This is a genomic window from Actinoplanes sp. NPDC023714, from assembly GCF_040639855.1.
Classification (GTDB): domain Bacteria; phylum Actinomycetota; class Actinomycetes; order Mycobacteriales; family Micromonosporaceae; genus Actinoplanes.
On record NZ_JBFAAR010000007.1, the window covers coordinates 183,610 to 198,479 of the forward strand.

14 protein-coding genes are annotated in these 14,870 nt (G+C 72.8%); 7 read left to right on the forward strand and 7 right to left on the reverse strand.

Going from position 1 to position 14,870, the window contains the following annotated elements; translation table 11 throughout:
* Positions 1–133 precede the first annotated feature (133 nt).
* From AB0G10_RS28870 to lhgO, 5 genes are all read left to right on the forward strand, one after another.
* Complete coding sequence (locus tag AB0G10_RS28870) at positions 134–1,516, forward strand: ferric reductase-like transmembrane domain-containing protein (RefSeq protein WP_360928392.1); 1,383 nt, start codon at positions 134–136, stop codon at positions 1,514–1,516.
* Between the two features lie 10 nt (positions 1,517–1,526).
* Complete coding sequence (locus AB0G10_RS28875) at positions 1,527–1,931, forward strand: FMN-binding protein (protein WP_360928395.1); 405 nt, start codon at positions 1,527–1,529, stop codon at positions 1,929–1,931.
* A gap of 15 nt (positions 1,932–1,946) precedes the next feature.
* Complete coding sequence (locus tag AB0G10_RS28880; protein WP_360928398.1) at positions 1,947–2,645, forward strand: response regulator transcription factor; 699 nt, start codon at positions 1,947–1,949, stop codon at positions 2,643–2,645.
* Between the two features lie 22 nt (positions 2,646–2,667).
* Complete coding sequence (locus tag AB0G10_RS28885; RefSeq protein WP_360928401.1) at positions 2,668–4,080, forward strand: HAMP domain-containing sensor histidine kinase; 1,413 nt, start codon at positions 2,668–2,670, stop codon at positions 4,078–4,080.
* A gap of 113 nt (positions 4,081–4,193) precedes the next feature.
* On the forward strand, positions 4,194–5,387 hold the full coding sequence (lhgO, locus tag AB0G10_RS28890) for an L-2-hydroxyglutarate oxidase (protein ID WP_360928404.1): 1,194 nt from the start codon (positions 4,194–4,196) through the stop codon (positions 5,385–5,387).
* Between the two features lie 67 nt (positions 5,388–5,454).
* Here lhgO and AB0G10_RS28895 read toward each other — a convergent pair whose 3' ends face one another.
* From AB0G10_RS28895 to AB0G10_RS28905, 3 genes are read right to left on the reverse strand one after another with little or no spacing between them, the layout of a single operon-like run.
* Positions 5,455–6,231: an ABC transporter ATP-binding protein gene (locus AB0G10_RS28895; RefSeq protein WP_360928407.1), complete on the reverse strand. Its 777-nt coding sequence runs from the start codon at positions 6,229–6,231 to the stop codon at positions 5,455–5,457.
* Positions 6,232–6,278: 47 nt separating this feature from the next.
* Positions 6,279–7,307, reverse strand: a complete 1,029-nt coding sequence (locus tag AB0G10_RS28900) for an iron chelate uptake ABC transporter family permease subunit (RefSeq protein ID WP_360928410.1) — start codon at positions 7,305–7,307, stop codon at positions 6,279–6,281.
* Positions 7,304–8,338, reverse strand: coding sequence for an iron ABC transporter permease (locus AB0G10_RS28905; RefSeq protein WP_360929008.1), 1,035 nt, complete (start codon positions 8,336–8,338; stop codon positions 7,304–7,306). Before AB0G10_RS28905 ends, AB0G10_RS28900 begins: the two co-directional genes overlap by 4 nt.
* A 129-nt stretch (positions 8,339–8,467) precedes the next feature.
* On the opposite strand from AB0G10_RS28905, the gene AB0G10_RS28910 reads away from it, so the two are divergent.
* Positions 8,468–9,514, forward strand: coding sequence for an ABC transporter substrate-binding protein (locus tag AB0G10_RS28910; RefSeq protein ID WP_360928413.1), 1,047 nt, complete (start codon positions 8,468–8,470; stop codon positions 9,512–9,514).
* Positions 9,515–9,556: 42 nt separating this feature from the next.
* Here AB0G10_RS28910 and AB0G10_RS28915 read toward each other — a convergent pair whose 3' ends face one another.
* From AB0G10_RS28915 to AB0G10_RS28930, 4 genes are all read right to left on the reverse strand, one after another.
* Positions 9,557–10,204 carry a response regulator transcription factor gene (locus AB0G10_RS28915; protein WP_360928416.1) on the reverse strand — a complete coding sequence of 216 codons (648 nt, stop codon included), beginning with the start codon at positions 10,202–10,204 and terminating at the stop codon, positions 9,557–9,559.
* A complete protein-coding gene (locus AB0G10_RS28920; RefSeq protein ID WP_360928419.1) occupies positions 10,201–12,198 on the reverse strand; it encodes a histidine kinase in 1,998 nt (665 codons plus the stop codon). Before AB0G10_RS28920 ends, AB0G10_RS28915 begins: the two co-directional genes overlap by 4 nt.
* Before the next feature lie 12 nt (positions 12,199–12,210).
* Positions 12,211–12,906, reverse strand: coding sequence for a hypothetical protein (locus tag AB0G10_RS28925; RefSeq protein ID WP_360928422.1), 696 nt, complete (start codon positions 12,904–12,906; stop codon positions 12,211–12,213).
* Positions 12,907–12,986: 80 nt separating this feature from the next.
* Entirely contained in the window at positions 12,987–13,334 is a 348-nt protein-coding gene (locus AB0G10_RS28930) for an MmcQ/YjbR family DNA-binding protein (protein WP_360928425.1), read from the reverse strand.
* A gap of 71 nt (positions 13,335–13,405) precedes the next feature.
* On the opposite strand from AB0G10_RS28930, the gene AB0G10_RS28935 reads away from it, so the two are divergent.
* Entirely contained in the window at positions 13,406–14,413 is a 1,008-nt protein-coding gene (locus AB0G10_RS28935; protein WP_360928428.1) for a sulfotransferase, read from the forward strand.
* The last annotated feature ends 457 nt before the right edge of the window (positions 14,414–14,870 follow it).

Below are 14,870 nucleotides of genomic sequence, written 5' to 3' on the forward strand. Positions count from 1 at the left end.
CTGGTGTTCCCCATTCCGCCCGAGCGAGCTGTAGGCGCCCTGTGAGGCCCTTAAGTCGTTGGTGAGAGGTGTTCTTAGGCAACGCTTAGACTCGTCCGGCGTCCCTCTTAACCGGCCCGGTCAGGGTTGTCCCATGACGACGACAGCCGTGCCCGTGAGCAGGAGAAGCCGGCCCCGGGCCACACCGCGATGGTGGCGCGACGCCGGTGCGATCGCCGCCGGGCTGAGCCTGCTCGTGGTGACCGCCCTCTGGGTGGGCAACGGCGGCCTGCGCGAGCTTGCCGGCGGGGGCTCCGCCGCGGTCACCGCGGCCGGCCGGCTCGCCGGGCTCTGGGCGTCCGACCTTCTGCTCCTCCAGGTGCTGCTGATGGCCCGGATCCCGATGGTGGAGCGGTCGTTCGGCCAGGATCGGCTCGCGCGCTGGCACCGGTGGACGGGTTTCACGTCGTTCTGGCTGATGGTGCTGCACATCGTCACCGTCACGATCGGCTACGCGGCCGGCACCACGAACGTGCTCGTGCAGCTCGGGGACCTGATCTGGACGTACCCGGGCATGCTCCTCGCCGCCGCCGGAACCCTGCTGCTCCTCCTCGTGGTGGTCACCTCGATCCGCGCGGCCCGGCGCCGGATGCGTTACGAGTCCTGGCACCTTCTTCATCTGTACGCCTACCTGGGCGTGGCTTTGGCGCTCCCACACCAGATCTGGACCGGGTCGGACTTCGCCGGGTCGGCGCTCGCCCGCGCGTACTGGTGGACGCTCTACGGGGCGGCGGCCGGCGCCGTCCTCGCGTACCGGATAGCTCTTCCCCTCCGGCGCAACCGGCGGCACCGCCTCGTGGTCGCGGAGGTCGTGCCCGAAGGGCGCGGGCTCACCTCGGTGTACCTCACCGGCGAGCGGCTCGGGGACCTGCCGGTGCGCGCCGGGCAGTTCTTCCACTGGCGGTTCCTGGACGGCCCGGGCTGGACCCGGTCGAACCCGTTCTCGCTCTCCGCGACGCCGCGGCCGGACATGCTCCGGATCACCGTGAAGAGCCAGGGCGACGGGTCGGCGCGGGTGGCGACGCTGAAGCCGGGCACGAGGGTGCTCGTCGAGGGGCCGTACGGGAAGCTGACCGGGGAGGGCTACGACGGCGGGCCGGTCGTGCTGATGGCCTGCGGGATCGGGATCACGCCGCTGCTGTCGCTCCTCGGCGAGCTGCCCTACCGCGGTGGCGAGGCGACCCTGATCTACCGGGCGCGCAGCGAGGCCGAGCTGGCCTTCCGGGGCGAGCTGGAGTGGTTCGCCCGGGAGCGCGGGGTGCGGGTCGTGCCGCTGCTCGGGCACCGGGCCGGCGACTCCTGGCTGCCCGCCGGCCTGGCCGGGGAGCCGGACGTCCTGCGGCAGATCGTTCCGCGGGTCGCCGCCGCGCACGTCTACATCTGCGGCCCGGAGGAGTGGGCGGCGCTGGCCCGGGCGGCCGCCCTCGGCGCCGGGGTGAAGCCGGCGCGCGTGCACACCGAACTGTTCGCCTGGTAAGCGAGGAAAAATGCGACGTATCAGTCTTTGGCTGCTCTCCACCGTTGCGGCTCTCGTGCTGCTGTTCAGCTATCGGACCAGCACCGGAGCGGCCGTCACGCCCGAGGTCGTGGCCGTCTCCACTCCTGCGGCCGGCGGGAAGACCTACACCGGCGACACCGTGCCGACGCGGGAGGGCGACGTCCAGGTCGTCATCACCGTCGCCGGCGGGCGGATCACGGCGGTCGACGTGCCGATCCGCCCGGGCGGCAGCGCCCGGCACGAGGAGATCAGCGCCCGGGCCCTGCCGATCCTCGTGCAGGAGACCCTCGATGCCCAGAGCGCCGCCATCGACGCGGTCTCCGGCGCCACGTTCACGAGCGGCGGTTACGTGGAGTCACTGCAGTCGGCGCTCGATGCGGCCCAGATCGCATAGTGCAGGGTAGAGGGCATGCGGATCCTTGTGGTCGAGGACGACGCGGCGGTGCGTGACTCGCTGGCGCGCACCCTGCGTTTCGAGGGATATCAGGTGGAGATCGCCGGGGACGGCCTCGCCGCCCTCGACGCGGTCCGCACCGCCGACCCCGACGCGATCATCCTGGACGTGAACATGCCCCGGATGGACGGCCTCGAGGCGTGCCGGCGGATGCGCGCCGACGGCGTGGTGCTGCCGGTGCTCATGCTCACGGCCCGGGACACGGTCGGCGACCGGGTCGCCGGGCTCGACGCGGGCGCCGACGACTACCTGGTCAAGCCGTTCGCCCTGCAGGAGCTGCTGGCCCGGGTCCGGGCGCTGCTGCGGCGGTCCGCGCTGTCCGTGCCGGCCGTCCCGGACGACCCGGGCGAGTGGCTGGTCTTCGGCGACGTACGGCTTCATCCGCGGACGCGGGAGGTCTGGCGCGGATCCCGTTCCCTCCGGCTGACCCGCACCGAGTTCACCATCCTGGAGGCCTTCCTCCGCCATCCGCGGCAGGTGCTGTCCCGGGCGGCGCTGTTCGAGCAGGTCTGGGGCTACGACTTCGGCGAGGGGTCGAACAGCCTGCACGTCTACCTCGGCTACCTGCGGCGCAAGCTGGAGGCCGAGGGGGAGACGCGGCTGCTGCACACGGTCCGGGGCGTCGGCTTCGTGTTGAGGGAGGAGCCGCTGTGAGAGGGCAGAGGGAGGAACCGCTGTGACCGGCTGGTGGCGGGCGCGGACCCTGCACGCCCGGCTGTCGCTGCTGGTGGCCGGCGCGGTCGCCGCCGCCGTGCTGCTCGTCTCGGCCGGCGCGTGGTTCACCGTCCGCGAGATCCAGCAGGACAAGATCGCGGCGGAGCTGGTCTCGGACGCGAAGACGATCGCGGCGAACCCGGTCTACTGGCTGGCGGCCGAGGGCACCCGGGCGCGCTACGACCACGTCGACGGCGGGCCGGCGCCGCACGGCAAGGAGATCGGCCCCTGCTGGCAGATCATCGACACGGCCGGCGACCTGGTCGGCGGCACCGCCACCCCGCTGCCGATCACCGAGTCGGCCGCGGCGGTCGCCTCGGGCGCGGCGGGCGGGCCGGTGCAGGAGGAGGTCAGCATCGGCCCCGGCGACTACCTCATGCTCTCCCTGCCGATCACCGGCGGGGGAGCGGTGCAGGTGGCCCTCGACCGCGACCCGGACGAGCGGGTGCTCGTCACGTTCGCGGTGCTCCTCGCCGCCGGCGCGGCGGTGGGCATCGGCGGCGCGGCACTGCTCGGCCGCACGGTCTCCCGGGCCGGCCTGGCCCCTGTCGACCGGCTCACCGAGGCGGTCGAGGACGTCGCCGTCACGATGGATCTGACCCGCCCGGTCGACGTGGCCGGCAACGACGAGATCGCCCGCCTCGGCCGCTCGGTCAACGCCATGCTCTCCGCGATCGACACCTCCCGCCGGGCTCAGCGCGCCCTCGTCGAGGACGCCGGCCACGAGCTGCGAACCCCGTTGACCAGCATCCGTACGAACGTGGAGCTGCTGCTCTCGGTCGAGCGCCGCCCCGACCTCGCCCACCGGCTCAGCCCGGAGGACCGGGCCGGGCTGCTCGAGGACCTCGACGCCCAGGTCCGCGAGCTCGCCACCCTTACGACCGAGCTGGTCGAGCTGTCCCGCGAGGAGGGCAGCCGGGAGGCCGTCGAGCCGGTCGACCTGGCCGAGGTGGTGACCGCCGCGGTCAACCGCGTCCAGCTCCGGGCCCCGTCGCTGACCTTCGCGGCCGACCTCCGCCCGATCACCGTCCTGGGCCGTCCCGGCCAGCTGGAACGCATGATCGTGAACGTCCTCGACAACGCCGCCAAGTGGAGCCCGGCCGGCGGCACCGTGACGACCACGCTGGCCCCGGACGGCCCGGGCTTCTGCTGCCTGACGGTCACCGACACCGGCCCGGGCATCGCCGAGGAGGACCGCCCGCACGTCTTCGACCGCTTCTACCGGGCCGCGGCGGCCCGCTCGATGCCCGGTTCGGGCCTCGGCCTCGCCATCGTCGCGCAGACCGCGGCCCAGCACGGCGGCACCGTGGCGGCCGCCCCGCACCTTCCCACCGGGACGAGCATGACGATCCGGCTGCCGGGCGCCCCGGTGTGATCACCACCGCCCGGCTGCTGCTCGGCGGCAGGGTCCATCCCCGGCCGTGAGCGGATAGTCTCAGGCCGCCTTCGTCGTTCATGCGGTGGCCGAGTCGTGGAGGAGCAGCACACGTGGCGGACGAGACCATCGCCATCGTCGGAGCCGGCATCGTCGGCCTGGCGATCGGCCGGGAGATCACCCGGCGCCGGCCGGGGACGAGAGTCGTGCTCCTGGAGAAGGAGGCCGCCGTCGCGCAGCACCAGACCGGGCACAACTCCGGGGTGGTGCACGCCGGCATCTACTACACGCCGGGCAGCCTCAAGGCGGAACTCTGCACCCGGGGGCGGCTGCTCCTGCGGGAGTACTGCGCCGAGAAGGGCATCGCCTACGACGAGTGCGGCAAACTCGTCGTCGCGGTCCGCGAGGACGAGCTCGGCCGGCTCGACGACCTGGAGAAGCGGGCCCGCGAGAACGGCGTGCCCGGCCTGCGCCGGGTCGACCCGGCCGGGATCCGGGAGATCGAGCCGTACGCCGCCGGCCTGGCCGCGCTGCACTCGCCGGAGACCGCGATCACCGACTTCCCGGGCGTCGCGAAGGCGTTCGCCGACGACGTCGTCGCGGCCGGCGGAGAGGTGCGCACCGGGTTCGCGGTGGATCGCCTCACCCGGTCCGGCGGCCGGATCGAGGTGGCCTCGGGGGAGCGGCGGGTCCTCGCCGATCGGGTGGTCCTCTGCGCCGGCATCCAGTCGGACACGGTGGCGAAGATGGCCGGGGACACACCCGGTCCGCGGATCATCCCGTTCCGGGGCGAATACATGCGGGTCAAGCCGGCGAAGGCGGACATGGTGCGCGGCATGATCTATCCGGTGCCGGATCCGCGCTACCCGTTCCTCGGGGTGCACTTCACCCGCCGGGTGACCGGCGTGGTCGAGGTGGGCCCGAACGCGGTCCTCGCCACGGCGCGGGAGGGCTACACCCGTACGAAAGTTAATGTCCTCGATCTCGCAGCGATCGCGGCGTGGCCCGGGACCTGGCACATGGCGCGGCAGCACTGGCGGACCGGCGTGAAGGAGGTCCGGGGCTCGCTCTCGAAACGGCGCTACATGGCCGAGGCGATGCAGTACGTCCCGGAGATCGGCGCGGACGACGTCCAGCGTGCCGGGGCCGGGGTGCGCGCCCAGGCCCTGGACCGCGACGGCAGCCTCGTCGACGACTTCCGGATCCACCGCCTCGGCCCGATCACGGCCGTCCGCAACGCCCCCTCACCGGCGGCGACCTCCTCCCTGGCGATCGCCGAACACGTGGTGGGCGAGATCTACGGCTGACCCTCCCCGATCTTGTTGATCTGTGCGGGAACGGTGCGCCCCGCATCAACAAGATCGGGAGCCGGGGTCAGAGCGGGGAAGGAGCTCGCCTGCGCGCCGCCGGCACCACGAGCGGGGTCCCGGTCTCCGGGTCGTCGATGACGCGGCAGGGGAGGCCGAACACGTCCTCGACCAGTTCGGCGGTGAGCACGTCGCCCGGGGCGCCGGACTTGGCGACCTTCCCGCCCCGCATGGCGATCAGGTGGGTGGCGTACCGGGCCGCGTGGTTGAGGTCGTGCAGGACCGCCACGAGGGTCCGGCCCTGCGTCTCGTGCAGTTCGGCGCAGAGGTCGAGCACCTCGATCTGGTGGGCGATGTCGAGGTATGTCGTCGGCTCGTCGAGCAGCAGCAGCGGGGTCTGCTGGGCCAGCGCCATGGCGAGCCAGACGCGCTGCCGCTGGCCGCCGGAGAGCTCGTCGACGTTGCGGTCGGCCAGGTCGGCCACGCCGGTCGCGGTCATCGACTCGGTCACCACCCGCTCGTCCTCGGCCGACCAGCGGCGCAGGACGCTCTGGTGCGGGTACCGGCCGCGGGCCACCAGTTCGGCCACCGTGATGCCGTCCGGCGCGGTCGACGACTGCGGCAGCAGGCCCAGCGTCTTCGCGACCACCCGGGTCGGCACCGAGTGCACGTCCTTGCCGTCCAGCAGCACGGTGCCGGCGGCCGGCTTGAGCAGCCGGGACAGCGCCCGCAGCAGGGTCGACTTGCCGCACGCGTTCGGCCCGATGATGACGGTGAACGAGCCGTCCGGGATGTCGACGCTCAGCTCCTCGGCGATGACCCGCTTGTCGTACGCCAGAGTCATTCCCGTACCGCTGAGGCGACTCATCTTCTCTCCAGTGTTAGTCATGATCAGATCCGGCCGGCCCGGCGTTCCATGGTGAGCAGCCCGACGAGGTAGGCGCCGCCGACGATGCCGGTCACCACGCCGACCGGCAGGGCCCGGGGCGCGTGCTGCGCGAGCCAGTCCGCGCCGACCAGCAGCAGCGCGCCCATGGCGAGGGAGGGGATCAGGTTCGGTCCGGGCGCCCGGGTGAGCTTCTTGGCCAGGTGGGGGGCGATGAGCGCGACGAAGGCGACCGGCCCGGCCGCTGCCGCGGCGCAGGCCACGAGGAGGGCCGCGGTGAAGAGAGCGAGGGTACGGAGGAACCGCACCGGCACACCGAGAGCGGCCGCCGTGTCGTCGCCCATCTCCAGGATCCTCAGGCCGGGGCCGCACGCCAGGAGCAGGATCGGCAGGATGACGGCGAGGACGCCGAGCAGCGGCCCGGCCTGCTGCCAGTCCCGCCCGTCGAGGCTGCCGGTGAGCCAGAGCAGCGCCCGAGCGTTCTCCATCTGCACGCCGCGGGTCAGCAGGTATCCGCTGATGCCGGTGAAGATGGCGGACAGGCCGATGCCGACCAGGATGAACCGGAAGCCGTGCAGCCCGTGCCGGCCGCCGATCAGCTGGATCAGCAGGGCCGCGCCGAGGCCGCCCGCCACCGCGGCGAGGGACAGCTGGGTGCTGCTGCCGCCGAGGATCACCACGGTGAGCGCGGCCGTGCTCGCGCCGTTCGTGACGCCGAGGATGTCGGGGCTGCCGAGCGGGTTGCGGACCAGAGACTGGAAGACCGCGCCGCCCGCGGCGAGGGCCATGCCGACCAGGATCGCGGTGATCACCCGGGGCAGGCGCAGCTCGTTGACGATGAAGTCCTGGGCGGCGGTGCCCTGACCGAACAGCGTCTTCACCACGTCGGCGGGGGCGATCGGGAACTCGCCGGTGCCCAGCGTGATCACCACGATGACGGCGGTGAGCACGGTCGCGACGATCCCGACGAGCACGGCCCGCGGCCGGACGCCGATCCGGCTCCGGACCGATCTCTGCAGCGTTGCGGTGGTCATTTGGCGGCTCGCACGAGGTAGAGGAACAGGGGGCCGCCGACGACTGCGGTGACCGTGCCGACCTGCAGTTCGCCGGGGCTGCCGAGGACCCGGCCGAGCACGTCGGCGCCGAGCAGCAGCGCCGGCGCGAGCACGGCCGTGTACGGCAGCAGCCAGCGCAGGTCGGGCCCGGTGAACGGGCGGACCATGTGCGGGACGAGCAGGCCGACGAAGACGATCGGGCCGCAGGCCGCGGTGGCGCCGCCGCAGAGCAGGGTGACCGCCACGATGACCGCCGTACGGATCACCGCGGGCCGGGCGCCGAGCGCGCGCGCCGCGTCGTCGCCGAGCGACAGCGCGTTCAGCGGGCGGGCCGACAGCAGCGCCACGATCAGGCCGGCCAGGAAGAACGGCAGCAGCCGGGTCACCGTGGCGAAGTCGGCGCTGGCGAGCGAGCCGGCCGTCCAGAACTTGACCTTCTCGATCGCCTGCGAGTCGGAGAGCAGGGTGGCGCTCACATAGGAGTACAGCGTCGCGTTGAGGGCGGCGCCGGCCAGCGCGAGCCGGGCCGGGGTGGCCGACCGTCCACCGCCGACGGCGTACACCATCGCGGTCACGATCGCGGCGCCGGCCAGGGCGAACCAGATGTAGCCGTAGAACGAGCCGATGCCGAAGAAGACGGCGGCCGTGGCGACCGCGGCGGACGCGCCGGCGTTGATGCCGAGCAGGCCGGGGTCGGCGAGCGGATTCCGGGTGAGCGCCTGCATGATCGCGCCGGCCAGGCCGAGTGCCATGCCCACCATGAGGCCCAGCAGGGTGCGGGGGAGCCGCATCTCGTGGACGATCCGGTAGTAGTCGGACGCCGGGTCGGTGAGGCCGGCCCACACCTCGCCGAGGCTGAGGAACCGGGCGCCGAACCCGACGCTCAGCACCAGCACGGCGGCGAGCACGACGAGCGAGATCAGCAGACCGATGAACCGGACGGAGAAGCGTCCGCCCGGTGGCGCCGGATCAGGTCGCACCGCCTCGCGGACGCCCTGATCCGTGGGGATGTCATAGGTGGACAGTTGATGCTCCCGTCACGCTTCGGCGGATCTAGTTGACGCGCGTTCGGTTCGTTAGGTTAGCCTAACCATTCACGCGGTCGAGTGACCGGTCGTACCCATGAGAAAGACTTGAAGATGTCGTACTCGAACCTTTCTTTGTCCCGTCGTGGCCTGCTGGCCGCCGGCGGCGCCGCCGGTCTCGGCGCGCTGCTCAGCGCCTGCGGGAGCAACGAGGAGACCGGGTCCTCCTCCTCCGACTCCGCCTCCGCCCCGGCCGCCGCCGGCGGCGCCTGGTCGTTCACCGACGACCAGCCCAAGGACCTGAAGGCCGACAAGGCCCCGAGCAAGATCGTCGCGTTCACCGGCGTCGCCGCCGCGCTCGTCGACCTGGGCCTCCAGGACAAGATCGTCGGTGTCTTCGGCGAGACCAAGAAGGCCGACGGCACCGCCGAGGACCAGGCCGGCGACCTCGACATCAACAAGGTCGAGATCATCGGCAACGCCTGGGGCGAGTTCTCCGTGGAGAAGTACGCGGCCCTCGGCCCCGAGCTGCTCATCACCCACATGTTCGACCCGGGCGCGTACTGGTACATCCCGGACGAGAGCAAGGACAAGATCCTCGGCCTCGCCCCGACCGCGACCATCACGGTCGGCCGGGTGCCGCTGAACAAGCCGATCGAGCGGTACGCCGAGCTCGCCGCCTCCCTCGGCGCCGACCTCAACGCCCCGAAGGTCACCGAGGCGAAGGCCCGCTTCGAGAAGGCCGCCGCCGACCTCTCCGCCGCGGCCAAGGCCAGCGGTGGCATCAAGGTCCTGGCCGGCTCCGGCGCGGCCGACATCTTCTACGTGTCGAACCCCAAGGTGTCGTCCGACATCATGTACTTCAAGGAGCTCGGCGTCGACATCATCGTCCCGGAGAAGACCGACGGCGGTGACTACTACGAGTCGCTGAGCTGGGAGAACGCGGACAAGTACCACGCCGACATCATCTTCCTGGACGCCCGCACCGGTACCCTGCAGCCGAAGGACCTGGCCTCGAAGCCGGCCTGGAACGCGCTGCCCGCCGTCAAGGCGAACCAGGTCTTCCCGTGGCAGGCCGTCCCGATCTACTCGTGGGCCGGTTCCGCCCCGCTGCTCGAGGCCCTCACCGCGGCCATCAAGAAGTCCAAGAAGCTGGCCTGATCCTCCCGCGCTGAATCCCCGTCGCCCCCGGGTGGCGGGGATTCACTTCGCACCTCCCAGGCCCGCCTCGCGGGCCCGCACGATCGCCTGCGCGCGGTCCGGCACCCGCAGCTTCCCGAGGATGCCGGAGAGGTAGTTGCGCACCGTCTTGCCGCTGAGCGACAGCCGCCGGGCCACCGCCGCGTTGTCCAGGCCGCGCGCCACCAGATCGAGGACGTCCAGTTCACGCTGGGTGAGCTCGGGGAACGGCGACCGCGACACGGTGGCGCCGGTGAGCAGGGCGAGGGCCTTCCGCGCGATCGGGCCGTCGAAGAGCGCGTCACCGTCCGCCACCGCCCGGACGGCCCGCTCCAGCGCCTGCGGCGACGCGCTCTTGAGCAGGTAGCCGCGCGCCCCGGCCCGCATCGCCGCGAAGATCGAATCGTCGTCGTCCAGCATGGTCAGCACCAGCACGCGCGTCTCCGGATCACGCCGCAGCAGTGCCGCGGTCGCCTCCACCCCCGAGTCACCGCCGGCCAGATGCAGGTCCATCAGCACCACGTCCGGCCTGGTCACCGCGACGACCTCGAGCGCGGCGGGGAGATCCGCGGCCTCACCGGCCGCCTCCAGGCCGTCGAGGGATTCCAGGAGCGAGCGTACGCCGAAGCGGAACAGCGGATGGTCGTCGACGACGACGACGCGCAGTGTCACGGGCGGAACGCCAGACGCACGACGGTCCCGCTCGGCACGGCCTGCACCACACTGAGGACGCCGCCCAGCTCCTCGGCCCGCTCCCGCATCGACCGCAGCCCGACACCCGGTTCGGCGTCGCCGGGCAGCCCCGACCCGTCGTCGGAGATCTCCAGGAGCACCTCGGGACCCGGCGACCGGCACGTCAGGTGCACCGCCGCATGCGCCGCACCGGCGTGCCGCCGCGCGTTGACGAGCGCCTCCGCCGCGATCCCGTAGAGCGCCGCGGCCATCTCCGGAGCCAGCTCCCCGGCCGGCCCGGTCACCTCGGCGCGGACCGTCAGATCGGGTCCGCTGAGCCGTTCCGCGAGCTCGGCCAGTGCCGCGGCGAGACCGTGGTGCTCGAGCGACGGCGGCAGGAGGGTGCGGGCGAGGGTGCGGACGTCCTCGGCGCTGCGGTCCAGCTCCTCCCGCAGCGCGTCGAGCACCCCGGCCGCCTCGGCGGTCCGCCCGGCCGCCACGAGACCGCGGGCGCCGCGCACCGCGAGACCGATCCCGATCAGCGTGGGCCCGAGCCGGTCGTGCAACTCCCGCCGCAGCAGCCGCCGCTCCTCCACCCGCGCCGCCGTGGTCCGGGCCCGGGCCGCCGCCAGCTCCCCGGTCCGCACGGCGAGCTGCGCCACCGCGGCGACCGGCCCGGCGAGCACGCCGAGGTCCTTCCGGGTACGGGCGCCGAGCCGCTCACCCGGCGCCCCCGTGACGACGAGCCGTCCCGCCACCCGCCCCGCGAACCGCAGCGGCAGCGTCAGGGGAGGCCCGCCCGGCCGTCCCACCTCGGCCATGACCTCCTCCTCGCCGTCCGCGCCGATCTCCAGCCGGATCGAGTGGAGCCGCAACGACTCCCGCATCGACGCGAGGGCCCCCTCGACCGGCCGGACCGCATCCGGGCCGGTCGCGTCGGTGGTCATGCGGTGGGCCAGGCGCTCGGCGGCCAGGCCGGGGCGTGCCGCCGGGCCGTGGACGAGCCGGTCGATCCGCTGCTGGAGCCAGGTGCGGGCCGGGAAGACGGCGACCGCCAGCACGCCCGCCGCCACCGCGCCGGCGGTGCCGTCCGGCAGGGGTGCGAGCAGCACCACCGCCTGCGCGATCAGCACGTACGCGGTGACCGCCCCGGCCGTGAGCAGCGACCAGAGCAGGGTCCGGCCCACCGCCACGTCGATGCCCCAGAGACGCTGCCGCAGCACCACGGCGAGCGCCGCGGCCGGGAAGAACGCCTGCGCGGCGAGCTGCAGGACCGGCGTGACCGAGGCGTACACGATCGGGCGGGACACCTCGAGCGGCAGCGCGATCGGGACGAACGAGAGGGCCATCAGCGCCGAGCCGGCGGTCAGCCAGCCCAGCCCGCGGCGCCGGTCGCCGGGCAGCCGCCGCCACCGGACCGCGGCGCCGGCCGTCGCCGCCAGACCGAGGACCACCACCACGGCCATCTGCGCCGGCAGCGTGTTCTCGACGACCGCGCGGAATTCGCCGCCGAGCGGACGCGCCGCCCGTACCGAAGAGATCGCGACAGTGACCGTCGCGCCTGCCGCGACCCACAGCCGGGCGGAGAAGGGGAGCGGGTCGTCGCGGACCAGCCAGGGCATCACGGTGATCAGCGCGAGCGTGCCCGGCACCCACGCCGTGCCGACCAGGTCGGGAAGCTGCTCCGGCAGCCGATGACCGATCGCGGCGAGACCGCACCCGATCGCGGCCAGCCCGGACAGGGCCCCCACGGCGGCCGCCCCCGGCGCCGCAGATCCGCCCGCCGGCCCGCCGCGACCCGCGCTCCGGCTCAGCAGCAGGTAGGCGAGCAGCCCGTAGACGACCGCGACCGTCACGTCGGTGAGGAAGAACCACTCGGTCCACGCCTCGTCGGTCCGGGTGAACGGCAGCAACGCCACCGCCACGATCGCGGTGAGAAACGCGACGGCGGCGACCGCGGCCGCCGCCGTCCGGTGGTCTGCAGTCGCCGGCACGCCGCCATGATGTCAGGCCGCGCGGCGCTCCCCAGTCAGCTGCGAGACAGTCGCGGCATCCGGTGCCCGCCGTCCCCCGGCCGTGAACGCCGCCCCCGCGACGATCAGCCAGAGCGCGCCGAGATAGCCGGTGAGGTACTGCTGGGGGAACACGTTCACGGCCACCATCAGCACCGTGACGACCGCGCTCACCCAGCCCAGCCAGCGCGGCGCCGCCCCGTGCCGCAGCGCCGCCACGGTGATCGCGCCGGTGGTCAGCAGCAGCCCGGTCCAGACCCACGGCAGCGTGTCGAGCAGCCGTTGCAGGGTCATCGCGATGTCCGGGTCGGCCGGGTTGTAGGTGTGCTTCACCTGGAAGTAGACCTCGGTGACCGGCCCCGAGCCGACCAGGCTGAGCGCGGCCACGAGCAGCGTGCCCCAGCCGGCCAGCCCGGGCAGCAGGCTTCCGGCCGGCGACCGGTCCGCGAGCAGCCGGCGCAGCCCGGCGCCGAACACCGCGGCGGCCAGGCCGGCGAACACCATCAGAGGCAGGAAGACGGCGATGGTGAAGCCGCGGTCGTAGGTCTCGGCGTACATCAGGGCGGCGTCGGCGTACACGTGCTCCTCGCCGAACATCGCCAGGCCGGACTCGAGCACCAGGGCCGCGAAGCCGGCGCAGCCGGCGAGCAGGCCGCAGATCGCCCAGGCGCGCCCGGTCGTGTGTGTCATGGGATCTCCTCCGTCGCTCACGTTCGTGGCAACGGTGTCCCGCCCGGTGTCCCGGCCTCCAGGGATGGCGGTCCCCTGAATCAGGGACGGTCCTTCTTGGGCAGGGCGGAGACCACCGATGTGTACGAGGCGTCGACCGCCTCCACGATCTCCTCGTCCGGGATGGCGCCACCGATCCGGAGCGTGTTCCAGCCGTGCCGGCCGATGTAGGCGCTCGCCGAGGCGTCGTCCGGGTAACGCGCCAGCCACTCGTCGGCGGCGTCCCGGCCCTTCCCGCACTTGACACCGACGCTCTCGCTCTTCGCCGGGTCCCCGATGAACGCGAAGATCTTCGGGCCGACCTTCACGACCACGTCGCCCTCCCACGGCTCGTCCTGCCACGCGCCGGGCTTCGCGAGACAGTGGCTCAGCAGCTCAGATGCGTTCATGGCACCGGTTGTCCTCCATATAGACGCGACTTTCTTTGCAAAAAGGACAAAAACTACTTTACGGTCTAGGCATGTCGAGTGACCGCCCCATCTTCGTCGTCGGCTGTCCCAGGTCCGGTACGACGATGCTTCAACTGATGCTGCACGCCCACCCGCGGATCGCGCTGCCCCCGGAGAGCCGTTTCCTGCTGCCCGCCTACGAGCGCCGCCACGAATACGGCGATCTCGGCACCCCGGAGCAGCGCCGCGCCCTCGCCGAGTGGATCGTCGCGTCCCCGCACTTCGACGACCTCGGCCTGGCCGCCCCCGACGTGGTCGAGGCCGTCGTCGCGGCGCCGCCCACCCTCGGCTCCGCCTTCGGGACGATCTTCAAGATGTACGCGGCCCGCTTCGGCAAGCCACGATGGGGTGACAAACGGCCGTCCTACCTGCGCAACCTGCCGATCATCCTCCGGCTCTTCCCGGACGCGCAGATCATCAACATCCTGCGCGACGGCCGGGACTGCGTGGCGTCGCTCAAGGAGACGCCGTGGGGTCCCGCCGACTTCGGCAAACTGGTCGACACCTGGGCCCGGTCCGCGGACGCCTCGATGCGCGCGGCCCGCCTCTACCCGGCCGACGTCTACCACCAGGTGCGCTACGAGGACCTCTGCGCCGACCCCGCCGTCCACCTCCAGGGGATCTGCGCGTTCCTCGGCGAGGAGTACGACCCGGCGATGGCCCGCCCGTCGAAGATGGCTCCGGTGGCCGTGCCCGAGTACAAGACCTGGCACTCGCTGACCCACTCCGACGTCACGACGGCACGGGTGGCGAGCTGGCAGCAGCGCCTCACCGCCGACGAGATCGACCGCTGCGAGGCCGTCTTCGGCGACCGCCTGTCCCGCCTCGGCTACCAGCTCTCCACGACGGCGCACCGCACCCCGCGCGCCCGCGCCACCCGCACCTGGCTGGCCATGCGCGACCGCCTCGGGCCGGCCCGCCTCCGCGCCGGCGACGTCCGCAGCAGCCTCCGCTCCCGTACCCGGGGGCCGGCCCTGCCCGCCCGCCTCACCGCCGCGGAGCAGACCGTCGCCCACTGACCCGTACCCCACCGCGGAGCAGGCAGCCGCCCGAGGATCGCTCCCCGCCGCCGGCTGTACAGCAGGGCGACTTTTCGGGCGCAATTCGAGCCGTGGCGTACAGCCAGTCGCGGTTGGCTGTACGGGAGAGCGACTTTTCGGGCGTAGTTCGAGCCGTGGTGTACAGCTGGCCGCCGGCTGCACGGGAGGGCGACTTTTCGGGCGCCAACCGAGCCGTGGCGTTCAGCCAGTCGTGGTTGGCTGTACGGGAGGGCGACTTTTCGGGCGGAGTTCGAGCCGTGGTGTACAGCTGGCCGCCGGCTGCACGGGAGGGCGACTTTTCGGGCGCCGATCGAACCATGGCGTACAGCCGGTCGCGGTTGGCTGTACGGGAGAGCGGCATTTCGGGCGCCAACCGAGCCCCACCGTACAGCCGGACACGACGAAGCTCGGGGACCCGGTGGCGAACCGGATCCCC